The 21,939-nt window shown below is 63.2% G+C and carries 19 protein-coding genes; 14 read left to right on the top strand and 5 right to left on the bottom strand.

Going from position 1 to position 21,939, the window contains the following annotated elements; translation table 11 throughout:
* Window positions 1-63: 63 nt before the first annotated feature.
* Window positions 64-615, bottom strand: a complete 552-nt coding sequence (gene phaP, locus J8I87_RS17710; protein WP_209932950.1) for a TIGR01841 family phasin — start codon at window positions 613-615, stop codon at window positions 64-66.
* 961 nt (window positions 616-1,576) lie between these two features.
* On the opposite strand from phaP, the gene J8I87_RS17705 reads away from it, so the two are divergent.
* From J8I87_RS17705 to J8I87_RS17695, 3 genes are read left to right on the top strand one after another with little or no spacing between them, the layout of a single operon-like run.
* Entirely contained in the window at window positions 1,577-1,819 is a 243-nt protein-coding gene (locus J8I87_RS17705) for a hypothetical protein (protein WP_209932949.1), read from the top strand.
* 13 nt (window positions 1,820-1,832) lie between these two features.
* Window positions 1,833-3,692 carry an acyl-CoA dehydrogenase gene (locus tag J8I87_RS17700; RefSeq protein WP_209932948.1) on the top strand — a complete coding sequence of 620 codons (1,860 nt, stop codon included), beginning with the start codon at window positions 1,833-1,835 and terminating at the stop codon, window positions 3,690-3,692.
* A gap of 49 nt (window positions 3,693-3,741) precedes the next feature.
* The gene (locus J8I87_RS17695; RefSeq protein ID WP_209932946.1) at window positions 3,742-4,527 is read left to right on the top strand and encodes an SDR family oxidoreductase; all 786 of its coding nucleotides are present in this window, start codon (window positions 3,742-3,744) and stop codon (window positions 4,525-4,527) included.
* A gap of 19 nt (window positions 4,528-4,546) precedes the next feature.
* On the opposite strand, the gene J8I87_RS17690 is transcribed toward J8I87_RS17695, so the two are convergent.
* A complete protein-coding gene (locus J8I87_RS17690) occupies window positions 4,547-4,702 on the bottom strand; it encodes a hypothetical protein (protein WP_209932944.1) in 156 nt (51 codons plus the stop codon).
* 54 nt (window positions 4,703-4,756) lie between these two features.
* On the opposite strand from J8I87_RS17690, the gene J8I87_RS17685 reads away from it, so the two are divergent.
* Window positions 4,757-6,244, top strand: coding sequence for a DUF1254 domain-containing protein (locus J8I87_RS17685; RefSeq protein WP_209932942.1), 1,488 nt, complete (start codon window positions 4,757-4,759; stop codon window positions 6,242-6,244).
* 35 nt (window positions 6,245-6,279) lie between these two features.
* Here the strand turns inward: J8I87_RS17685 and J8I87_RS17680 are convergent, their stop codons facing one another.
* Window positions 6,280-8,982 (bottom strand): LuxR C-terminal-related transcriptional regulator, encoded by a 2,703-nt coding sequence (locus J8I87_RS17680; protein ID WP_209932940.1) that lies wholly within the window; start codon window positions 8,980-8,982, stop codon window positions 6,280-6,282.
* A gap of 159 nt (window positions 8,983-9,141) precedes the next feature.
* Here J8I87_RS17680 and J8I87_RS17675 point away from each other — a divergent pair, with 159 nt between their 5' ends.
* Genes J8I87_RS17675 through J8I87_RS17640 form a run of 8 tightly spaced genes read left to right on the top strand, consistent with a single transcriptional unit; the run spans window position 9,142 to window position 17,341 of the window.
* Complete coding sequence (locus J8I87_RS17675) at window positions 9,142-9,912, top strand: enoyl-CoA hydratase/isomerase family protein (RefSeq protein ID WP_209932939.1); 771 nt, start codon at window positions 9,142-9,144, stop codon at window positions 9,910-9,912.
* 27 nt (window positions 9,913-9,939) lie between these two features.
* Window positions 9,940-11,181: a thiolase family protein gene (locus tag J8I87_RS17670; RefSeq protein WP_209932937.1), complete on the top strand. Its 1,242-nt coding sequence runs from the start codon at window positions 9,940-9,942 to the stop codon at window positions 11,179-11,181.
* Window positions 11,182-11,206: 25 nt separating this feature from the next.
* Window positions 11,207-12,349, top strand: a complete 1,143-nt coding sequence (locus J8I87_RS17665) for an acyl-CoA dehydrogenase family protein (protein WP_209932935.1) — start codon at window positions 11,207-11,209, stop codon at window positions 12,347-12,349.
* A gap of 34 nt (window positions 12,350-12,383) precedes the next feature.
* Window positions 12,384-13,565, top strand: coding sequence for a lipid-transfer protein (locus J8I87_RS17660; RefSeq protein WP_209932933.1), 1,182 nt, complete (start codon window positions 12,384-12,386; stop codon window positions 13,563-13,565).
* Between the two features lie 11 nt (window positions 13,566-13,576).
* Entirely contained in the window at window positions 13,577-14,776 is a 1,200-nt protein-coding gene (locus J8I87_RS17655; RefSeq protein WP_209932932.1) for an acyl-CoA dehydrogenase, read from the top strand.
* 15 nt (window positions 14,777-14,791) lie between these two features.
* Window positions 14,792-15,946, top strand: coding sequence for an acyl-CoA dehydrogenase family protein (locus J8I87_RS17650; RefSeq protein ID WP_209932931.1), 1,155 nt, complete (start codon window positions 14,792-14,794; stop codon window positions 15,944-15,946).
* The gene (locus J8I87_RS17645; RefSeq protein WP_209932930.1) at window positions 15,943-16,398 is read left to right on the top strand and encodes a MaoC family dehydratase; all 456 of its coding nucleotides are present in this window, start codon (window positions 15,943-15,945) and stop codon (window positions 16,396-16,398) included. The genes J8I87_RS17650 and J8I87_RS17645 overlap by 4 nt, the downstream gene beginning before the upstream one ends.
* Before the next feature lie 40 nt (window positions 16,399-16,438).
* Window positions 16,439-17,341: an SDR family NAD(P)-dependent oxidoreductase gene (locus tag J8I87_RS17640; RefSeq protein ID WP_209932928.1), complete on the top strand. Its 903-nt coding sequence runs from the start codon at window positions 16,439-16,441 to the stop codon at window positions 17,339-17,341.
* 114 nt (window positions 17,342-17,455) lie between these two features.
* Here J8I87_RS17640 and J8I87_RS17635 read toward each other — a convergent pair whose 3' ends face one another.
* Both J8I87_RS17635 and J8I87_RS17630 read right to left on the bottom strand, forming a co-directional pair.
* Window positions 17,456-18,601, bottom strand: a complete 1,146-nt coding sequence (locus J8I87_RS17635) for an acyl-CoA dehydrogenase family protein (RefSeq protein ID WP_209932926.1) — start codon at window positions 18,599-18,601, stop codon at window positions 17,456-17,458.
* 56 nt (window positions 18,602-18,657) lie between these two features.
* On the bottom strand, window positions 18,658-19,770 hold the full coding sequence (locus tag J8I87_RS17630) for a CaiB/BaiF CoA-transferase family protein (protein ID WP_209932924.1): 1,113 nt from the start codon (window positions 19,768-19,770) through the stop codon (window positions 18,658-18,660).
* Between the two features lie 206 nt (window positions 19,771-19,976).
* Here J8I87_RS17630 and J8I87_RS17625 point away from each other — a divergent pair, with 206 nt between their 5' ends.
* Together J8I87_RS17625 and J8I87_RS17620 are read left to right on the top strand one after the other, a co-directional pair.
* Complete coding sequence (locus tag J8I87_RS17625; protein WP_209932922.1) at window positions 19,977-21,092, top strand: porin; 1,116 nt, start codon at window positions 19,977-19,979, stop codon at window positions 21,090-21,092.
* Window positions 21,093-21,177: 85 nt separating this feature from the next.
* Window positions 21,178-21,924 (top strand): SDR family NAD(P)-dependent oxidoreductase, encoded by a 747-nt coding sequence (locus J8I87_RS17620; protein ID WP_209932920.1) that lies wholly within the window; start codon window positions 21,178-21,180, stop codon window positions 21,922-21,924.
* Window positions 21,925-21,939: the final 15 nt, after the last annotated feature.

Raw genomic sequence — 21,939 nt, 5'->3', positions numbered from 1 at the left:
CGTCAGGAATTGCCGACGCCCCATGCATGTCGACATGCATGGGGCGTTTGTATTTCAACGGAATCAGGCGGATTGTGCGGAGTCAGCCGAGTCGGCTGCGCGAATCGCCGATTTCAATGCGGCGTCCAGTTGATTGTCTGCCGTCTCCATGACCTGCATGGCGGCGCTTTGCATCGAATCGCAGGCATTCGCCGTCGCATCGACGACGGATTTGACGGGGCCGCCGGCGGAGCCCAGCGTGGTCCGGGCCCTGACGGCGATCTGGTCGAACTGCTTCTTCAGGTCTTGTGAGCGCTCCTTCAGATGCGCCCTCGCGACGCCAGACAACTCCGCTTGCGTGTGCAGCACGATCTCCTTTACCTGACGGCCGTACGCCACCGACTTTGCAGTGCTCGGTTGAACGAGGCGCGTTGGAATGGAGAAGAACTCCTGCATGCTGTTAGCTTCAAGCGCTCGCCTTGCCGCGTTCATGTTCTCGGCATTATGAGTCTTGAGCACTTGCCAGTTCAATTCGACCAATCCTCCAATGCCTTCGAACGTTTTTTCCGTCAGCGTCAGCAGGCCTTTCAGGCCGGATTTTTGAAAGGCAGAGATTTGTGTGGGAATCAGATTCAAGATGCGCTCCAGTGGTGGTTTGAGAACAACGGTGAAAATCAGGTGATTCCTTGTCGGCTTGCGGCGTAGACGCGCTGCTCGCGAGTCCACACGCTTTCGTCGATTGCTAGACGAAAGCCAGGATGCGACATGCTATTCATCGGGTCCGTGCCTCGTCGCGCACTGACGCGATAGCTGATGCATTAGGTTTCGCTGCACAGGAACGAGCCGCCGCACGTCACGCGCGCAGGCATAGGCCGTCGGACCCTTGATCTGTTCTATGCGCGGCTGCGGCGACGCGCAGCGGGCGGCAGCGCCGACCTGTCGTACAGGGTTGGCCAGGTCGTCGCGATTGCGCCGCCCCCGGCTTTCATTGGAAATTGAGGGTAACAAAGCGAACTGACGCTCATGCCCCCTCGAAAGAAGGGGGCATGTGACTCGACGGCATCTATCGATATGTTGTAGTACACCCCATCGCACGCGCGTTGACGGTGACGCTGCCATCGATGCCATGTCAACGATATGCGCTTCGTACGATGTGCCCCCGCGCAGCCGCTTCAAGGATCAACGGGATGAAGATGCGCGCGCCATGAAGCACACGCTTCAGGCATGTTCAATCGTTATAAGTGCTTTCCCGGACGAAGCCGCCCGCATCGTTGAACAGCATGTCGACGTGGCCATGCGTGTTTATCGTGAGAGTCGTGAGCGCCGGCGTTGCTTGCGAGAGGCGCATCGGTACGACGCCTCACCCCATTTTGTGCGCCTCGCATGATCCCCCTCACAACGAGGGGGAAGCGACGTCCCGCAAAGATGATTAACTTTGGCCCAACGTCGCAGCTTGCGCGTGCGGCCGAAGTGCGACGCATAAAAACACGGGATGAGGCGCAAGGGAACGGAGCGCGTTTGCCGCGCAGCGAGCTTCGATCACGGCGCAGCCTGGGCTTTCCGAACTCACCCGATTCGAGACATCAAAGGAACAAGCATGACTGCGCAGAACCAGGTCCGTGACGGCATGGCCGTCATCGCGCATGACAATCCCGGCCATCGCGCCCGGCCCCGCAAAAATAGCGGCGCGACGGCAGCCGGCCATGCGTTCGCTGAACCAGGCGCGCGCCGCATCGGTCACGCGCTGATCGAAGGCAAATGGCGTGGTGCGACGCGGATCGCCACGCCGATGCGCACCGGCGGCGGCGATAGCGCGACGTCGCTGTTCGCCGTGCTGTGAAGGGGAGACCGGCATGTCCCAGATACTCTCCCGGCGCGACCTGAATTTTCTGCTTTACGAATGGCTGGAGGTCGAGTCGCTGACGAGTGTTCCCCGTTACGCGGATCACTCGCGCGAAACCTTCGATGCCGCGCTCGATACCTGCGAGAAGATCGCGACCGATCTCTTCGCGACCCACAACAAAAAGAGCGATCAGCACGAACCGCACTTCGACGGGGAGACGGTTCACATCATTCCCGAGGTCAAGACAGCACTCGATGCGTTCTGCGCTGCCGGCCTGATGGCGGCCGGGCAGGATTACGAGTTCGGCGGCATGCAATTGCCGCTGGTGGTCGAGAAGGCGGGCTTTGCCTACTTCATGGGGGCGAACATCGGTACGGCGGGGTATGCGTTTCTGACCATCGGCAACGCCAATCTGCTGCTCGCACATGGCACGCTCGCGCAGATCGACGCATTCGTGCGTCCCGAAATGGACGGCAGGTTCTTTGGAACGATGTGCCTGTCCGAGCCGCAGGCGGGCTCGTCGCTGTCGGACATCGCCACGCGAGCCGAGTACGAAGGCGAATCACCGCTTGGCGAGCAATACCGGCTGCGCGGCAACAAGATGTGGATCTCGGGCGGCGAGCATGAGCTAGCCGGGAACATCGTGCATCTCGTGCTCGCAAAAATTCCTGGGCCAGACGGCAAGCTCACGCCAGGCACCAAGGGGATTTCGCTGTTCATCGTGCCGAAGTACCTCGTCAACGAAGACGGCTCGCGCGGCGAGCACAACGACGTGGTGCTCGCCGGCCTGAACCACAAGATGGGATACCGCGGCACGACCAACTGCCTGCTGAATTTCGGCGAGGGCACGAAGTACCGGCCGCGCGGCCGTGCCGGCGCGATCGGCTATCTGGTTGGTGAACCGGGGCAGGGACTCGCGCGCATGTTCCACATGATGAACGAGGCGCGCATCGGCGTCGGGCTTGGCGCGGCCGCGCTCGGCTACACCGGCTATCTGCACGCGCTCGACTATGCGCGCAGCCGTCCGCAGGGGCGCCTCGCTGGTCCCGGCGGCAAGGACCCGGCGAGTCCTCAGGTGAAGCTCGTCGAGCATGCCGATATCCGCCGCATGCTGCTCGCGCAAAAGAGCTATGCGGAAGGCGCGCTGGCGCTCAATCTGTATTGCGCGAAGCTCGTCGACGAACAACGCGCGGCCGAAGCGGACGGCGACCGCGCTGCTCATGAACGCCTGACGCTGCTGCTCGATATCCTGACGCCGATCGCGAAGAGCTGGCCGTCGCAATGGTGCCTCGAAGGCAACAGCCTCGCGATCCAGGTGCATGGCGGCTACGGCTACACCCGCGAGTACAACGTCGAGCAGTTCTATCGCGACAACCGCCTCAATCCGATTCATGAAGGCGCACACGCCATCCACGGGCTGGATCTGCTGGGCCGCAAGGTGACGATGAAAGACGGCGCGGCATGCTCGCTTCTGATCGACAGGATGCAGGCGAGTATCGCGCGTGCGTCGGCGACGAACGACGGCAAGCTCGTGAACTACGCGAGGTCGTTGAATGAAGCGGTGATCCGGCTCGCACACGTGACGCGCGTGCTACGGGCGACGGCCGACCCGGCTCTGACGCTCGCCAATGCATCGGTTTATCTGGAGGCGTTCGGCCATGTCGTGATGGCCTGGACCTGGCTCGAACAGGCGCGCGTCGCACAGCGCGCGCTCGACGCAGGTGCTGTCCCGGACGACGCGTTCTATCGCGGCAAGCTGGCGGCCGCCGCCTATTTTTTCCGCTGGGAATTGCCGCGCGTATCAGCCCAGTTCGATTTGCTTGCGAGCCTGGACAGGACCACGCTCGACATGCAGGACGCGTGGTTCTGACGCGCGCCCGGCGCGTTCCTGAATACAACTGAAAGGAGCTGAACAACCAATGCGTACCGTACAGAAGCTCTTCGACCTGAATGGAAAAACGGCCCTCGTGACGGGAGGCTCTCGCGGCCTGGGCTTGCAAATCGCCGAAGCGCTCGGCGAACAGGGTGCGCGCGTGATGCTGTCGGCGCGCAAACGCGACGAACTGGATGCCGCGAAGGCGCATCTGCGTGCGCACGGGATCGAGGCGGACTGGATCGCCGCCGACGCCGCGCGCGACGAAGACATAGCACGTCTCGCGGACGAGACGCTTGCGCGCTTCGGGCACGTGGATATTCTCGTGAACAACGCGGGTGCGGTTTGGGGCGCACCGGCTGAAGACTACCCGGTCGCGGCCTGGGACAAGGTGATGAACCTGAACATTCGCGGGCTCTTTTTGTTGACGCAGCGGATCGGCAAGCACTCGATGATTCCGCGCCGCTATGGCCGCATCGTCAACGTTGCATCGATCACGGGGCTCGCGGGCAATGTGCCGGGCACGATGGAGACGATTGCCTACAACACGTCCAAAGGCGCTGTGGTGAACTTCACGCGCACGCTAGCAGCCGAATGGGGCGAGCACGGGATCACCGTGAACGCGCTTGCGCCCGGCTTCTTTCCGTCGAAGATGACTCAGGCTTCGCTGGACGAGTGGGGCGTCGAGAACATGTGCGCACGTATGCCGCTGCGGCGCCTGGGTGACGACGAGGACCTGAAAGGCGCGGCGCTGTTGTTCGCGAGCGATGCGGGCAAGCACATCACGGGGCAGATCCTCGCGGTGGATGGCGGCGTGAGTGCCGTCGCGTGATGTTCCAGGCCTGCCTGCTTCAGTTGCGAAAAATCATGCGCGGAGCTTCGTGGTATCGCAGCGTGTCCGGCAAAGGCTTCTTCCTGATGATGTGGCTATGTGCGATATGGTCCGCCCGAGCCTGGCTCGACCAGAACTGGAAGCCCGGCCACATCGACGCATTGAATTGATTCATTGGATTACATCGTCCTGACAAATACAGTCAGGTATGCAAAATAAAAGGCAAAACATGCGACGCATCCCTAATCTCGTTCAAGTCTCGTTGCCGCTCGGTCTCGCGGCGCTATTCACCATCGGTTTGCCTGCTGTGTGCGCACAGGCAACAGGCATGGCGCCGGCGCAGGTCCACGCCTTGCCCCCGGGGCCTGATACCGAGGTCGGAATCACAGAGGCATACGCTCGGCTGGTTGCGCGCGACGCCTGGTTCTGGGCGTGGCCGATGGTCAACCTCTACAACCGGCGTCTGGCATTTCAGCGGGCGCCCGAGCCGGGTCTGTTCGGCGGGGTCATTCCGTTTGCGCCGCTGAACAGGTTGTCCATGTTGAGCGATTACATCGAACCGGGCCAACGCTGGGTAGCGTGTCCGAGCCAGGATATCGTGTACGGCGCGAGCATCCTGTCGCTCGATGCGGGCCCGGTCGTGATCCAGGTGCCGGACTTCGGCAAGCGCCTTTGGGTCTATCAGCTGACGGACATCCGGACCGACAGTTTCGGCCGCCTCGGTGCGATGTACGGCACCAAGCCGGGCTTCTACATGGTCGTGGGGCGGGACTGGAAAGGCGAGATTCCGAAGGGCATTGCCGGGGTGTTCCGCGCCAGTTCCGAGACGGCAATGGTCATACCTCGCGTCTTTCAGGAGGACACGCCGGAAGACAAGGCGGCGATCCAGTCGATGATCGCGAGCATCGACGTCTATCCGCTCACCGAATACGACGGCAAGATGAAGCGGCATGACTGGCGCACGCTGCGCAAGTTTCCGCAGCCGTCGCGGGCGAGCGACGGCGAATCACGCTGGGTGCGCCCCGCGACGTTTTTCGACCAGTTGCCGACCGTGTTGGCCGAAGCGCCGCCGAACCCGGGAGAGCAGGCGCGCTACGCTCAGACTCTGGCCGTAATCGACGCCGCAAGTAAAGATCCCGCATTGAAGAAGGCGATGATCGACGAAGCGGAGAAGGCGGACAAGGAACTGGTCGACCCGCTGCTTCAGTTCCGCAACTGGGGCGTGCGGCTGCCGTACTACTGGACCACCGTCAACAATGGTGCGCGATTTGGCACTGACTACTTCACGCGCACGGCCGTGGCGAGATCGAACATCATGGTCAACGCGCCGAACGAAACGAAGTACTACTACCAGGACCTGGACGCATCCGGCGCGCGATTGAGCGGCGACAACGCCTACGTGATCACGTTCGAAAAAGGACAGCTGCCGCCGACGCGTGCATTCTGGTCGCTCACGTTGTACGACGAGCATCATTTCTTCGTGCCGAATCCGCTGAATCGCTATTCGCTTGGCACCAGAAACAAGGGAATGAAATACGGCAGCGACGGTTCGCTGACGCTCTACGTGCAGGCCGAGTCGCCGGGCGCGGACAAGGAAGCCAACTGGTTGCCTGCGCCGAAGGGTGCGCAATTCTCGCTGATGCTGCGCAACTACTGGCCCGACGATGGCGTCGTGCAACGTGCATGGACGCCGCCGGGCGTAGTCACGGCAAAATGACGACAGGGCGCGATGCGGTGAGCTAGCGCAATGCGCTACTCGATCAGATCCCGCTTGCGCGCCCAGATCATCGCATCGTAGCGGCTCGATACGCCGAGCTTCGCAAAGATATTGCGCAGGTTCCACTTGACCGTCTCGAGCGTGATGTTGAGTGCAAGCGCAATGCGCTTGTTCGACATCGCCTGGGCGACGAGCGCGAGTATTTCCACTTCGCGCTGTGTCAGGACGGGCTGCATCTTCGAATCGCCGTGTCCGCGTCGCGCGCCAGTGGAGCCATCGTGGGCCGTGGCGTCGGGAAACTTGTCGAGCAGTTCCATCGCATACGTCAGCGTGGCGCCCTCGAATTTCTTCTCGCGCACCATGCTGGCGATCAGCTTCCCGGCGGGCGCCCCTTCGTCGACGAAAGTACGCACGATACCAAACCGCTGCGCTGCATCGACGGCTCGCACGAGGCAGACGTGCGCGTCATCCGTGCGTTTGCGGTCGGCATGGATGATGGCGGATTGCAGGTCCACCAGCGCCGCGAACCTGCCGCGGCAGAACGCTTCGGCATGGTTGCGCGAGACCTGTAGCGCCCGCAAGGCTTCGTCGGGATCTTCGTCGCGCAGAAGGCGCGCCTTCGCGAGCGCCGCGACGGCGGGAATCTCGGCCTTCCAGCCCGTTTCGGCGGGGTAGGCACGCGCGAGCTCCTCGACCGACGCCAGCGATTCTCTCGCACGTGTGCGATCGCCCTTGATCAGCAGTATCCGAACCTGCTCCGCCAGCATGTGGGCGACGGCGCGCACCTGGCGCATGCTGCGCAGGTGCGCCAATTGATGCTGCACGAACGACAGCGCCACGTCCGCGCCTTCCTGCAGCAGGTCGAGCCGCGCACGACACCGCGACGCGCGCACCAGCACGTCGGGCCCCGACGCCTGCAGGAGTCCGGGGCGATTGGCGATCGTTTCACGCGCGTCGTCGATGCGGTCGAGTTCGTAATAAGCGTCGGCAAGCACGCATGCGCAGATGTTCGCGCTGATCGAATGCCGGCCGACGGCCTGTAGGGAGCGCGTGAGCAACGCCGAACCTACGCGCTCCGCTTCGCGTATGTTGCCTTCGAGCAGCAACGCGGTGGCGCGCGTCGACTGTGCAACGAGCGCCATGTCGTTGTCTTCGTCGGCAGGCGGAATCGGATGGGTTTCGAACAGGCGCCGCGCGTCCGCATAGCGGCCCGCGGCACCATATGCGGCGCTCAGTTCAGCAACCAGCATGTACTGCAAAAAAGGATTTTCGACTGGCTCGTCGCGATGCGGCTCCAGCAAGTCGATCATGCGTTGCGTGTCGTCGTCCTGGAACGCGATCGCGGCATGGATCAACGGCACGCTGCGGGCAATCTCTGGATGCGCCGACAGCGCGCTCGTCTGCAGTTGCGCGAGCCATGCGCGGGCTTTCGCGGGCCGCGTGGTCAATGCGACGGCAAGGCAGGCGATGAAAAGCAGCCGTTGATGCTTGAACAGTGTCTCTTCCGGCAATCGTTCGAGCAGATGAAGCGTCGGGCTCAGGTACTCGAGATTCCACGTGGCGGGCGCCGCGCGCTCGATGACGGAGGCGGCGAAATCGACGTCCTCGCCGGCGCTTGCATGCCGCACCGCCTCCGCCAGCAGGCCATGATCGGCAAACCAGCGGCTCGCGCGCCGATGAAGCTCCTGCACGGCGGGAGGATCGCGGCGCGCCAGCCGCGTCGTGAGAAATTCGCCGAAGAGCGGATGGAAACGGAACCAGCTCAACCGGTCGTCGGAATCGACGCGGATGATGAGCAGATTCTCGACCTCCATGCGTTTGAGCAGATCGGCCGCATTTTCGTTGTGCGTGACGAACTGGGCGAGCGGCGCGCAAAAGCGCCGGAAGACCGACAGCGCTTCGGCGAATTCGGTCAGTTCGAGAGGCAGGTGCGCGATGACCTCTTCGCTCAGATAGGTCTGCAGGTCGCTCGAACGCCAGACGAGGTCGCGCAGCGCGGCCCGGGTTTCGGGCCGGTTCTTGAGCATGATGACGATCAGCTGGATGCACGACGGCCAGCCGCCCGTCAGTTCGTGGATCAGCGTCAGTTCGTCAGCATTGAGCTTGCCGGATCCAAGATTCTCATCGACGAACGCGCGCGTTTCCGCGAGATCGAACGGCAGCGCGGCGCTGTCCAGTTCCGCGACCTGGTCCATCATCCGCAGCCGGCTCAGACTCAGCGGCGGCGCGACGCGCGACGCGATCACGAGATGCAGGTTGCCCGGTCCGTGGTCGAGCAGCGCCTGCATGAACTTGTGCGCGAGCGGCGCTTCGACGTGGTGATAGTCGTCGATCATCAGGTACACGTCTTTCGGCAGATCGATGGCGGCCTCGACGATGGCGGCGATCGACGCATCCATGGCCGCCGCGCTCGCTTCTTCGAGTGGCAGGTCCATCTCGACGGGTATCCCGCCGCGCTGCATCGCCGCAAAGAGCGCGGAGCAGAAGTCGATGTAGCCCTTGTCGTCGGCCGTAAGCGACAGCCATGCCACTTCCGCGCCTGCTTTCAGGCAGGCCTGACGCCATTGCGCGAGCAAGGTGGTTTTGCCGTAACCGGCGCTGCCCGTGACGAGCGCGAGCCGGCACTGGTTCATGCGTTGCAGTTGCGCGAGCAGCTCGGCGCGCGCGACGTGCTTGGCGCCAATGCGTGGCGGCGAGAACCGGGTCGAAACCAGATGTTTGGTGAAAGGGGTAGTCAAGAGCTCACACAGTCGATGCAATGCGCCGACCCGCCTTTTGATCGCGCGGTCCGCCGCATTCGCGCCCCCTCAGAACGAGGGGTGATAAATAGGGATACTGAACCTAACTTATCACAACTGTAACGTCAAGAATGAATGTTGTGATTATTGGGAGGGGCGATGAGCTATACGAAAACTTTGGTGGATTCAGTCGCTTGGCTGACGATGGATCGTCCATCTGCAATGAACAGTCTGAATCGCGAGATGGCGACGGGCCTGACCGCACAACTGAATGCATGGCGCCATGACGAGGCCGTGCGGGTCGTCGTGCTGACGGGCAACGGCCGCGCGTTCTGCGCGGGCGCGGACTTGATCGAGGCGGCAGAACCGCCGCACCCCGACAAGCGTGAATTTCTCGACCTGATCGTCGAATTCTTCGACACGCTGCGCGCCTTTCCGAAGCCGGTGATCGCAGCCGTCAACGGGCTCGCGCTGGCAGGCGGCCTCGAAGTGGTGCTTGCATCCGACCTGGTGCTGGCCGCCGAGTCCGCTCGCCTCGGCGATGCGCACTCGAACTTCGGCGCTTTCCCTGGCGCGGGCGGTGCTGCAATCCTGCCGCGCAAGGTGCCCGCGAACGTCGCACGCTATCTGCTGTTCACAGGCGACGCAATGAGCGCCGCGGAATTGAAGGGTTACGGCCTCGTCAACGAAGTGCTCGCCGACGCCGAACTGAAGCCGCGTGCTCAGGCGCTTGCCGAGCGCCTCGCGAAGAAGAGCCCGCTCGTGCTCGCGCGCATGAAACGCGTGGCGAACGAAGCAGCCGACAAGTCAGCCGCCGATGCGCTGCGCCATGAGTTGCTCGAGTTGCGCAATCACCAGCGTTCATATGACATCCAGGAAGGACTGCGCGCGTTTGCCGAAAAGCGCGAGCCTCAGTTCAAAGGCTGCTGACACCTATACCAACATCACGTGAAAAACATGGAAAACATCTACATCGTGGGCGTCGGCATGACGCCGTTCGGGCGTCATCTCGACAAGTCGGTCAAGCAGTTGACAGCATGGGCCGTCGAAGACGCGCTGAAGGATTCCGGTTGCGACCGTAGCTGGGTCGAAGCCGCTTACTTCGGCAACACGACGCAAGGCCACATGCAGGGCCAGCACATGATCCGCGGGCAGGTCGCGCTGCTTCCGCTCGGCTTCGGCGGCATTCCGATTCACAACATCGAAAGCGCGTGCGCGTCGGCGAGCAGCGCGTTCCATCTCGCCGTCACGCAGCTGCGCGCGGGCATGGCCGACGTGGTGCTGGCCGTGGGCGCCGAGAAGATGTACTCGCATGACAAGCCGCGCATGTTCTCCGTGTTCGATTCGGCGTGGGATGTCGAGACAGCGGAAGCGAACGCGGCGCAGATGGTCGAGTTGGGCAAGGGCGTCGCCGTGCCGCCGGGCACGACGTCCGACAAGCCGTATAGCGTGTTCATGGATGTCTACGCGGGCATCGGACGCCAGTTGATGGCGAAGCATGGCATCACGCAACGGCAGTTCGCGGCGGTGTCGTCGAAGAATCACGGTCATTCGGTGCATAACGAGCGCTCGCAATACCGCATGGCCATGTCGGTCGAAGAGATCATGGCGGCGCCGCCGATCACCTACCCGCTGACCTTGCCGATGTGCTCGCCGATTTCCGATGGCGCTGCTGCGGCGATTCTGTGCACGGAGTCGGCGCTCAAGCGCTACGGCTTCAACCGCAGCCGCGCGATACGCGTGCTCGCGACGGTCGTGCGCTCGGCATCGCAGCGTGCCGGCGACGATCTGGCAAACCACATCACGGTCCATGCCGCAAAGCTCGCGTATGAGGAAGCCGGCATCGGCCCCGAGGATATCCACGTCGCCGAACTGCACGATGCATCGGCGATCGGCGAGATCGCGCTGTGCGAAAACCTGGGGCTTTGCAAGCCGGGCGAAAGCGGCGTGATGGCTGAGCGAGGCGAGAGCGCGCTCGGCGGGCGTCTGCCGATCAACCCCTCGGGCGGTCTCGAATCGAAGGGGCATCCGATCGGCGCGACGGGTCTCGGGCAAATCTTCGAACTGGTCCAGCAACTGCGCGGCGAATGCGGCCCGCGTCAGGTGGAGGGCGCGCTCTTCGCCATTCAGGGCAACGGCGGCGGCCTGTGGGGGGTCGAGGAAAGCATCGACCATATCGGCATCTTCGGCCGCGCGTAAAACAATTGGATCAAAGGAAAAGAACATGCCGTATCAAATGCCCACCGAAGAACAGAACCTGGCTGTCGAAAGCTTTCGCAAGTTCCTGCAGGCGGAAGTCAAACCCGTGGCGAGGGAATATCGCGACCGCTTCATTCCGAAGGAAAAGATGCGCGAATTGACGCAGCGCATCGCCGAGTTCGGCCTGCCGGGCTGCACCATCCCCGTCGAGTACGGCGGCATGGGCTGGACGTTCACCACGCAGGGCATGTTGTTCGAGGAACTGGTGGCCTGTTCGTGCGACGTCGCGCTGTGCGTGATGCTCAACATGGGTCTTGCGATGATGCTGACCAAGGCCAGCCCCGAATTGCGCGAAAAGTACATGCCTCATGTCCTCGCCGGCAAGCTTTTCGGCTCGATCGGAATCAGCGAGCCCGACGTCGGCTCCAACGTGGCCGAACTGAAGACGCGCGCCGTGCGCGATGGCGATCACTTCATCATCAATGGCGAGAAGACGTGGATCACCAACGGCGTCTATTCCGATGTGTTGATCTGCACGGTGCGCACGGACAAGGGCCTTTCGCATATTCTCATCGACCGCAACGAGCACGGCTACGAGTCTCGTAATATCGACAAGATCGCGCTCAGTTCGCAGTCGACCGCGCAGATTTTCATCACCGATGCACGCGTGCCCGCCGCCAACCTGATCGGCGAGGACGGCGATGGTTTGCGCAATACGATGAAGGTGTTCGAGAATGCACGCGCGCACGTCGGCACGCTGTCCGTCGGCATCATGCGCGCGGCGCTGGAGGAATCGATCGCATACGCGAAGGAGCGCAAGCAGTTCGGCAAGGTGCTCGCTGCGCATCAGTTGATTGCCGCGAAAATCGCCAATATGGCGATCATGGTCGATGCGTCGCGTCTGATGTGTCAGCGCGTGTTCGGGCTGATCGACGCCGGTGTGCGTTGCGACATGGAATCGTCGATGGCGAAGGCGTTTGCGACGGAGGCGGCCGTCAAGGTGTGCCGCGACGCGGTGCAGTTGCACGGCGGCAATGGCATTACGAAGGAGTTCAATGTCGAGCGTCTGTTGCGGGAAGCGATCATTATCCCGATCCCGGATGGCACGACCGAGATCCAGCAACTGATCATCTCGCGCGCGCTCACAGATGTTGCAGCTTTTGTCTGAATCGGCGATCAAAACAACTGAAGAAGGAGAACGTATGGCGCGCAAAGTCGTCGTCGCAGGGGTGGGCATGGTGCCATTCAAAAAGCCTGGCGCCAGCGAAACCTATGACCTGATGGGCGCGCACGCCGCGCGACTCGCGCTGGCCGATGCCCGCGTCAACTATCAGGATATCCAGCAAGCGTATGCGTGCTTCGTCTATGGGGACTCGACGGCCGGGCAGCGCAAGCTTTATCAGGTCGGCATGACGGGTCTGCCGATCATCAACGTCAACAACAACTGCTCGACGGGCTCGACAGGGCTGTATCTCGCCCGTCAGGCAATCGAGGCGGGCGCGCTCGACATTGCGCTCGTGGTGGGGTTCGAGCAGATGAATCCCGGCGCGCTCGGCGACCACTTCACCGACCGTCCGTCACCTTCTGAGCGCTTTCTCAAGCAATGCAGCCGACTCGGTGTGCCGTCCGAGGTTGCGCCCGCGTTGCGCATTTTCGGCGGAGCGGGCATGGAGCACATGAAGCGCTTCGGCACCCCGCTCGAAAGTTTCGCGAAGATCCGCGCAAAGGCCAGCCGGCACGCGGCCAACAATCCGCTTGCGGTGTTCCGCAAGGTCGTGTCGGCTGAAGAGGTGATGGCCGATCAGGTGATGTGGCCCGGCGTGATGACGCGCCTGATGGCTTGCCCGCCGACCTGCGGCGCGGCGGCGGCCGTTCTTTGCAGCGAGGACTACGCGCGCCGTCACGGCCTCGATGCGCGTGTCTGGATTGCCGCGCAGGCGCTGACGACGGACGGCCCCGAGTCGCTCGAAGGCGACGACCTGCGCGACGTCGCCGGTTTCAGCATGTCGAGGAACGCGGCGCGTCAGGTTTATGAAAAGGCGGGCATCGGTGCCGAAGACGTGGACGTGGTCGAGCTGCACGACTGCTTCGCGCACAACGAACTGATCGTCTATGAAGCGCTCGGCCTGTGCCCGGAAGGCGGCGCCGCGAAATTCATCGACGACGGCGACAACACCTATGGCGGGCGATACGTCGTGAATCCGTCCGGCGGGCTGCTGTCGAAAGGGCATCCGCTCGGCGCAACTGGGCTTGCGCAGTGCACGGAACTGGTTCAGCAATTGCGCGGCAGCGCCGGCGAGCGGCAGGTCGATCGCGCGCGCATCGCGTTGCAGCACAATGTCGGCATCGGCGGTGCGTGCGTCGTCACGATGTACCGCAATTGACGGAGGTGTCGATGGACTTTCAACCCGACGCGGGACTCGATGTTTTCCGCGAGGAGGTGCGTGCGTTCCTGCGCGAGAATCTCCCCGCCGACCTGACAGGCAAGCCGGTGGGCAGCGTGCGCTCGATGCGGCCGGACCTCATGCGCTGGCAGAAGATTCTGAACCGAAAAGGCTGGAGCGCGCCGTACTGGGCGAAACAGGACGGCGGAACCGGCTGGACCGTGTTGCAGCGTCTCGTGTTCGACGAGGAGTGCGTCGCGGCAGGCGCGCCGACGCAAGACGGCTTCGCGCACAAGCTGCTTGGTCCTGTGTTGAATGCTTTCGCTTCCGACGAGCAAAAGGCGGCCCATGTACCGGCCATTCTGAATGGCGACCGGCTCTGGTGTCAGGGTTTCTCTGAGCCGGGCTCGGGATCGGACCTCGCATCGCTGCGCACGCGCGCCGAGCGCGACGGCGATTTTTATGTCGTCAATGGCCAGAAGATCTGGACCAGCTATGCGCACGAATCGGACTGGATCTTCCTGCTGGTACGCACCAATACGGAAGTGAAGAAGCAGGCCGGCATCAGCTTCCTGCTGGTCGACATGAAGACGCCGGGCATCACGGTGCGGCCGATCCGCAGCATCGACGACTGCCATCACCTGAACGAGACGTTCTTCGACAACGTTCGGGTGCCCGCCGCTAATCGCGTCGGTGCGGAAGGCGATGGCTGGGCGATCACGAAGTTTCTGCTCAACAACGAACACGCGAGCGCGGCGGACCTGCCGATTCTGCGCCGCTACCTGATCCAGTTGCGCAAGCTGGCGACGACGCAACGGATGGGCCGCGATCCGCTGATCGCACAGCCGGGATTCGCGCAGCGGCTCGCCCGCCTGGAGGCGGAGGTGAGCGCCGTCACGATGCTGGTCCATCGTGTTGCGGCGCTCGAGCAGGATCACAGCCACGCGGCGCATGCGATGGGCTCGATCCTGAAGGTGCGCGGCACGGAGCTTCAGCAGCGCATCAGCGAATTCCTCGTCGAGGCGCTCGGCGATTACGGCGCTGTTGCTTATCCGGAGCCGCACGATCCCTGCGACGGCGAACCATTACCGCTCCAGGGCGTGGGCCGGGGCATCGCCAACGAAATGTTCTTCCGTCGCGCATCGACGATCTATGGCGGCACGAGCGAGGTTCAGCGGGGGATCATCGCGAAGATGCTGTTTCAACTCTGAGCCGACAAGACGATTATGAATTTCAATCTCAACGCAGAGCAGCAATTGCTGCAGGACAGCGTGCGGCGTTTCGTCGACAAGGAATATGGCTTCGATACACGTACGGCGCTCATCAAGGCGCGCTCGACATCGAGTGCGCAGCATTGGCAGACGTTCGCCGAGAACGGGTGGCTCGCCGCTGCGCTGCCTGAGTCGTGCGGCGGCCTCGGCGGCACGCTGATCGACTCGGTGCTGATCGCCCACGAGTTCGGCCGCGCTCTGGTGGTGGAACCCTGGCTCGGCTGTGCGGTGCTCGCGGCGCAAACGCTGCTGGCGGCCGGCTCGCCTTCACAGCGGGAACGATGGCTACCACAACTCGCCGACGGCTCGCGCAAATTCGCGCTTGCCTACAGCGAGGCGCAGTCACGCGGCTTTCCCGAGCCAGTGGACTTGCGCGCACAGGTCACGTCGAACGGCTATGCGCTCAGCGGCACGAAGACACTGGTGATCGGCGGCGCAAACGCGGACAGCTTCATCGTGTCGGCGCTGACACCCGATGCGGACGGCATCACGCTGTTCCTCGTGCATGCCGATGCGCCCGGGCTTTCGCGCCGCGTGCTGCCGCTGCACGACGGCAGCTTTGCCGCGGAACTGACCTTCGAGCGCGTACCGGTGACACGCGAAGCCATGCTGGGCGAGCCCGGCGAGGGGCTGGCCGCGTTGCGGCACGGGCTGGCGCAAGCGACGGCCGCGCTATGTGCCGAACTCGTCGGCGGGATGGAAAAGGCGATCGAACTGACGGCCGACTACCTGAAAGTGCGCAAGCAGTTCGGCGTGCCGATCGGCAGCTTCCAGGCGCTGCAACACCGTATCGCGGACATGGCCGCGGAAATGGAGGTTGCACGCTCGATGCTGTACGCGTTGCTCGCGTCGATCGAGAACGACGACGAGGCGGCGCGGCAGCATTGCGTGTCGCAGGCGAAGTCGCTCATCGGTCGTGCCGCGCGCTTCGTGTGCGCCCAGGCCATCCAGCTGCACGGCGGCATGGGCATGACGGAGGAATGCCAGGTCGGGCACTACTACAAGCGCGCAGTCGTGGCGGAGGTGCTGTTCGGCACGAGCGACGCGCATGACGCGGCGTGCGCGGCGCACCTGCAAAAAGAACTGCTTCAAAAGGAAAACCACGCATGAAGATTTTCGACAAGATCGCCGACTTGCAGCCGCTTGTCGGCGAGTCGATCGGCACCAGCGACTGGCTGTCGATCGATCAGCCGCGCGTCAATCAGTTCGCCGAGGCGACGGGCGATCACCAATGGATCCACGTCGACGTGGAGCGCGCGAAGCAAGGGCCGTTCGGCGGCACGATCGCGCACGGCTTCCTGACGTTGAGCCTGATGCCGGCGTTCTTCGCTACCGCCTTCCAGATCAAGGAAACGAAGAGCGGGCTGAACTACGGGCTCGACAAGGTGCGGTTCATTTCGCCTGTGCCGGTCGGCAGCCGTCTGCGCGCGCATTTCCGGCTGATGGAGTGGAGCGCTGTCGCCAATGGCGGCGCGCAGCTCAAGATCGAGATGACCGTCGAATGCGAAGGCGCAAACAGGCCGGCCTGCATCGCGGAAACGATCACAAGGCTCTTCCCCTGAGATTCTATTTACCGACAACAAAGAGGCTGGAGATCCAAGCATGAGTATTCGATTTGACGGGAAGGTCGCAATCGTGACAGGCGCGGGCGCGGGCCTTGGCCGCGCGCATGCGTTAGCGTTCGCCGGGCGGGGCGCGAAAGTCGTCGTCAATGATTTTGGCGGCTCGCGTGACGGCACGGGCGGTTCGTCGGCGGCTGCGCTCGCGGTGGTCGAGGAGATCCGGCAGGCGGGCGGCACGGCCATCGCCGACGGCGCGAACGTCGCCGATTACGAGCAGGTGCAGAGCATGGTCAAGCGTGCAGTAGCGGAGTTCGGGCGCGTCGACATTCTCGTGAACAACGCCGGCATTCTGCGCGACAAGAGCTTCGCCAAGCTGGAAATGGCCGATATCACGGCGGTGCTCGACGTGCACCTGATGGGCTCGATCAACTGTTCGAAGGCGGTGTGGGACATCATGCGCGAACAGGGCTATGGACGTATCGTGATGACGACATCGTCGTCGGGCATGTACGGCAACTTCGGGCAAGTGAACTACGGCGCGGCCAAGATGGCGGTGATCGGCCTGATGAACGCGCTGACGACGGAAGGCCGCAAGAGCAACATCCGGATCAACACGATTGCCCCCGTTGCCGCAACCCGAATGACGGCCGATATCCTGCCGCAAGCGCTGTTGGAGCGTATCCAGCCCGAGCGCGTGACGCCCGCCGTGCTGTTTCTCGCGAGCGACGATGCGCCGTCCAAGACCATCATTGCGGCGGGTGGCGGTGCGTTCGCAGCGGCGACCATCGTTGAAACGGAACCGGTGCTGCTGCCGGATGCAGACGTGACGCCGGAAGGGGTCGCGGCTCGCTTCGGCGATATCGCCAACTGGAGCACCGCTCGCGCTTACGATGAGTCGGGTCATCAGGTGCAGGCGTTTTTGAAGCTCGTCTGCGGGCAGTAGACGTTTTCGCGAGCCCCAAAAAAAAGCCGCCGCATTTTCGCGGCGGCTTTTTTGCGTCGTGGCGGAACGATGCGCGGTGCGATAGCGGGCACCGCGCACGTCGAGGTGGCTCCGTCAGTCGAGATGACGCGCGATGATCAGCTTCTGGATATGGCTCGTCCCTTCGTAGATCTTGGTGATGCGGACGTCGCGCAGATATCGTTCAACAGGAAAATCAGTCAGATAGCCGTAGCCGCCGTGAATCTGCAGCGCATCCGAGCAGACCTTTTCGGCGATTTCGCTCGCGAACAGCTTCGCAATCGACGCCTCCTTGATGCAGTCGACGCCCGCATCGCGCAGACGCGCCGCATGGACGCAGTATTGCCACGCGACATCCACCCGCGCGGCCATGTCGGCGAGATCGAAGGCGACGCCCTGCAGCTTGATGATGGGCGCGTCATACGCGTCGCGTTCGCGTGCGTACTTGACGGCCGCATCGAGTGCCGCGCGGGCGACGCCCGCAGCGATGAACGCAATGCCGATACGGCCATCGCTCAGGCCGCCCATCACGGTGCGATAGCCGTCGCCTTCGTTGCCCAGCAGATTCGCGGCCGGCACGCGATAGTCTTCAAGCGCGATTTGTGCCGTATGCGCGGTGTGCTGCCCGAGCTTGCTCTCGATGCGGGTGACGTGATATCCGGGCGCTTTCGGGTCGATGATAAACGTGCTTGCGCCGCGTTTGCCCGCCGTCCGGTCGGTGATGGCAAACGCAATGCCCACCCCCGCCTCGCTGCCGTTCGAAATGAACTGCTTGGTGCCGTTCAGAACATAGTCGCTGCCATCGCGCCGCGCGCTGGCCCGTAGCGCCGCCGTGTCCGAGCCCGCGTGCGGCTCGGTCAGCAGGAATGCGCCGATCGACTTGCCGCTTGCCATCGCGGGCAGATAGCGTTGCTTCTGTTCCTCGGTGCCGTGATCCACGATGCTCATCGCCGTGAAGTTGTGCACATGGATGATGGTGGCAAGGCCTGCATCGACGGCGGCAATCTCATGTTGCGCAAGGCAGAAGTCGAGCACGCCCGCGCCCGTGCCGCCGTACTGCTCGGGAATCAGCATGCCCAGAAAGCCGAGTTCGGCGAGCGCCGCCAGCTCGCTGCGCGGCCATGCGGATTCGAGATCGCGCTGCGCAGCCGTGGGGCCGACGATTTCGTGTGCCACGCGTCGCGCGGTATCGCGGATCAGCGTCTGCTGTTCGGTGAAAAAAGCGCTGGTGATGTCGGTCATGATTATTTCGCGTTGGTGTGTGTCGCGGGTCGTGGGAGCGGATGAGCAGTCGCGGGTCAACGGGCCGTCCAGTCGAGCAGCACTGCGTCGTTATGCTGGCCGCGTCGCGGGATCGGGCCGGGACCGCCGGCGGGCGTCGCCGAAAAGCGGGGCGCCGGATTCGGCTGCAACAGGCCGTCTTCCCGCGTATAGACTCCGCGTGCGCGCATATGCGGATGATCGGCCGCTTCATCGGGACTCAGCACGGGTGCAAAACAGGCGTCGGTGCCCTCGAGCAATACGCACCATTCGTCACGGCTGCGGGTCGCAAACAGCGCGGCGAACTGCTCGCGCAATTGCGGCCACGCGCGCGGGTCATAGGCGTTGTCGAATGCGGTGTCGGCGGCGAGGCCGAGCTTCTCGCGCAGCTCGCGATAAAACTTCGGTTCGAGCGAGCCGACCGAGATATAGGTATCGTCCGCGCAGCGGTAAGTGTTGTACCAGTGCGGCCCATCGAGCAGGCTTTGGCCGCGCTCGGCGCTCATCTGTCCGGACGCCTGCAGCGACAGCAGCAACGACATCATGTGCGCGCTGCCGTCGACGATCGCCGCATCGACCACCTGACCCGCGCCCGTCGCGCGCGCGCTCATGACGGCGGCAAGCACGCCCACGGCGAGATACATCGAGCCCCCGCCGATGTCGCCCACGAGGCTCGGCGGCGTCATCGGCGCCTCGCCGGGCTGTCCCGAGTACCAGAGCGCGCCTGACAGCGCGATGTAGTTCAGGTCGTGACCGGCCGCATGGGCGAGCGGACCGTGCTGGCCCCAGCCCGTCATGCGCCCGTAGACGAGGCGCGGATTGCATTGCAGGCAGATTTCCGGGCCGAGGCCGAGGCGTTCCATCACGCCCGGACGCATCCCTTCGATCAGCGCATCGCAGCGCTCGACAAGCCGCAGCACGGTGTCGACGCCTTCCGGCGTTTTCAGGTCGACGGCCACCGAGCGCTTGCCCCGGTTCGCGATCTGCACGTCGCCGAGATCGAGTGCATCGGCCCCGGACTCGGCGCGTTCGACGACGACCACGTCCGCGCCCAGATCGGCGAACAGCATGCCGCAGAACGGGCCGGGTCCGATTCCCGCGATTTCCAGCACTTTGAGCCCGACGAGCGGGCCTTGTCTCTTCGATGTCATTGGCGGTCTCAGTCGATTTATCTGTGGCCAATGATAGAGAGCGGCCCTCCCGCAGCGCCCCCTATTCTTGAGGGGGACGTTGCGTTGTCGAAGCACCTATCCTTTGCATGCAAACAGGACGTGAACGTGATGCCGGATGCTGTGTGTTTGAGGTCGTTGCTTAAGAATCTTTAGCGATGCGTATTAAAAAAATGAAGGAGACAAGCATGCGTTGTATCAGTATCGGAATTTGCGGTGCATCATTGCTGATGGCGGCGGGAGGGGCGGCGGCGCAATCCTCCGTGACCTTGTATGGTGTCGCCGATGTGTTCGTCCAGTATCTGCGGAACGGCTCGCAACATACTTTTTCTGAACGCAGCGGCGGCAGCTCGGGATCGAACTTCGGCCTCAAGGGAAGCGAAGATCTCGGTGGCGGATTGAAAGCGGTGTTCACGCTCGAAAACGGATACAACATTGCCAACGGCGGGTTCTTCGTCGACAGCTCGGCAATGTTCTATCGTCAGGCATGGGTGGGCCTGAATCACGAGAAATACGGTTCGCTCACGTTCGGGCGTCAGTATCAACCAACGTTTTGGGCGGTATATCCGAGCGATCCGTTTCGCGGCAACGAGGTCTTGTCGCCGCTGTCGGCGGCGGCAAGCACGGTCGACAGAAATACGATCGCAACCCAGGCCGCTTCTGGCCGCAGCAGCAACTCGATTGTCTATCAGTCAGCCGTTATGGCAGGCGTGAAGCTTTATGCAATGTACGGCTTTTCCGCGACGACGACGCAGCCGGTGCCGACATCGACAGGCAATATTCTCGACCTCGCGGTGACGTATTCGGGCGCTGGTCTGTTCGCCGCGGCTGCGTACCAGAAGGTGCATGCGGGTACGGAAACGCTGCCTTCACTGCCCACGGCGCTCAACCTGCTGTCGACGGAGCGCTTCACGGGAGCATTGGCTTACCGCATCGGCATTGTGAATCTGCAGGCCAACTACACGTATAACCGTTCAACCGATGCGCCGGCAGGTTCGCTCGCGGCCCGTCTTAACGCGGCTCACTCATACAGCATCGCGGAAGTGGGCGCGACGATTCAGGCGACTTCCGCGGATACGTTCGAGATCGCCGGTATCCAGCGCAAAGCGCGGGGCGTGCATGACAACACGCTCGGCATCGAGGTCGGCGCCGATCACAACCTGTCCAAGCGAACCACGCTTTACGCGCGCGCCGGCTACATGAAGAACAACGGCGTGGCGACGATGAGCTGGCCGGGTATCACGGCGAGCGGGCCGAATGCGTCGCAGACGCTCGTGGCCCTGGGTATGGCACACCGCTTCTGATCGAGGCCCCAAGGGTGGCGGCTGGGAGTGGCGTCGCTATTCTCAGCCGTGATCAGGCTTGGGCAATGAGAAACAAGGCGGTCAAATGAATCTGCATAACAAGATGGCGGTGGTGACAGGCGCGGCGTCCGGTCTCGGACTCGCGACGTGCAAGCAACTCGCGACAGCGGGGGCGACGGTGGTCGGATTCGATCTCGATCAGCGCAAGCTCAATGAGGCGCTCGGCCCGCGCTTGACAGGCATCGCGGTCGATGTCGCGGATGAGTCCAGCGTGAAGGCAGGCATCGAAGCGGTGATCGCACTGCACGGTCGCATTCACGTCGCAGTGAACTGCGCGGGCGTGCTCGGGCCGTGCAAGACCATTTCGAAGGGGCAGCTGTTTCCGTCGGATTTGTGGAACCGCGTGCTGTCCGTCAATCTCACTGGCACGTTCAACGTGATCCGTCACGCGGCGCTCGCGATGACGCGTAACGAACCCGAGGAGACGGGCGAGCGCGGCGTGATCATCAATACGTCGTCAGGGGCGGCGCGCGCGGGGCAGATGGGCCAGGCGGCCTACAGCGCAAGCAAGGCGGGTGTGATCGGCATGACGCTGCCCATCGCGCGCGATCTCGCCGAGCACGGCATCCGCGTGGTCTCCATCGCGCCGGGACTATTCGAGTCCGGCATGTCAGCCGGGATGCCGCCGAAGGTCTCGGACGGATTGATCGAGAAGATGCTGTTCCCCCGCCGGATGGGCAAGGCGGACGAGTTTGCGGCGCTGGTGCGGCACGTCATCGAGAACGCCTATTTGAATGCGATGACACTCGATATCGATTGCGGCATGCGCTGACGGTTCGCGCGCGTG

Origin of the sequence: Paraburkholderia sp. LEh10 (assembly GCF_017814945.1) — a bacterium.
In the GTDB taxonomy this organism is placed as follows: Bacteria; Pseudomonadota; Gammaproteobacteria; order Burkholderiales; family Burkholderiaceae; genus Paraburkholderia.
This window is presented reverse-complemented; position numbering and strand designations above follow the sequence as displayed.

What these genes read in the sequence shown, in the direction of transcription:
- J8I87_RS17620 (WP_209932920.1), top strand. Translation starts at nt 21,178, where the DNA reads ATGAATCTGCATAACAAGATGGCGGTGGTGACAGGCGCGGCGTCCGGT.
- J8I87_RS17650 (WP_209932931.1), top strand. Translation starts at nt 14,792, where the DNA reads ATGAATTTCAATCTCAACGCAGAGCAGCAATTGCTGCAGGACAGCGTG.
- J8I87_RS17640 (WP_209932928.1), top strand. Translation starts at nt 16,439, where the DNA reads ATGAGTATTCGATTTGACGGGAAGGTCGCAATCGTGACAGGCGCGGGC.
- J8I87_RS17695 (WP_209932946.1), top strand. Translation starts at nt 3,742, where the DNA reads ATGCGTACCGTACAGAAGCTCTTCGACCTGAATGGAAAAACGGCCCTC.
- J8I87_RS17635 (WP_209932926.1), bottom strand. Translation starts at nt 18,601, where the DNA reads ATGACCGACATCACCAGCGCTTTTTTCACCGAACAGCAGACGCTGATC.
- J8I87_RS17625 (WP_209932922.1), top strand. Translation starts at nt 19,977, where the DNA reads ATGCGTTGTATCAGTATCGGAATTTGCGGTGCATCATTGCTGATGGCG.
- J8I87_RS17655 (WP_209932932.1), top strand. Translation starts at nt 13,577, where the DNA reads ATGGACTTTCAACCCGACGCGGGACTCGATGTTTTCCGCGAGGAGGTG.
- J8I87_RS17630 (WP_209932924.1), bottom strand. Translation starts at nt 19,770, where the DNA reads ATGACATCGAAGAGACAAGGCCCGCTCGTCGGGCTCAAAGTGCTGGAA.
- J8I87_RS17705 (WP_209932949.1), top strand. Translation starts at nt 1,577, where the DNA reads ATGACTGCGCAGAACCAGGTCCGTGACGGCATGGCCGTCATCGCGCAT.
- J8I87_RS17675 (WP_209932939.1), top strand. Translation starts at nt 9,142, where the DNA reads ATGAGCTATACGAAAACTTTGGTGGATTCAGTCGCTTGGCTGACGATG.
- J8I87_RS17685 (WP_209932942.1), top strand. Translation starts at nt 4,757, where the DNA reads ATGCGACGCATCCCTAATCTCGTTCAAGTCTCGTTGCCGCTCGGTCTC.
- J8I87_RS17690 (WP_209932944.1), bottom strand. Translation starts at nt 4,702, where the DNA reads ATGAATCAATTCAATGCGTCGATGTGGCCGGGCTTCCAGTTCTGGTCG.
- J8I87_RS17670 (WP_209932937.1), top strand. Translation starts at nt 9,940, where the DNA reads ATGGAAAACATCTACATCGTGGGCGTCGGCATGACGCCGTTCGGGCGT.
- J8I87_RS17660 (WP_209932933.1), top strand. Translation starts at nt 12,384, where the DNA reads ATGGCGCGCAAAGTCGTCGTCGCAGGGGTGGGCATGGTGCCATTCAAA.
- J8I87_RS17665 (WP_209932935.1), top strand. Translation starts at nt 11,207, where the DNA reads ATGCCGTATCAAATGCCCACCGAAGAACAGAACCTGGCTGTCGAAAGC.
- J8I87_RS17645 (WP_209932930.1), top strand. Translation starts at nt 15,943, where the DNA reads ATGAAGATTTTCGACAAGATCGCCGACTTGCAGCCGCTTGTCGGCGAG.
- J8I87_RS17700 (WP_209932948.1), top strand. Translation starts at nt 1,833, where the DNA reads ATGTCCCAGATACTCTCCCGGCGCGACCTGAATTTTCTGCTTTACGAA.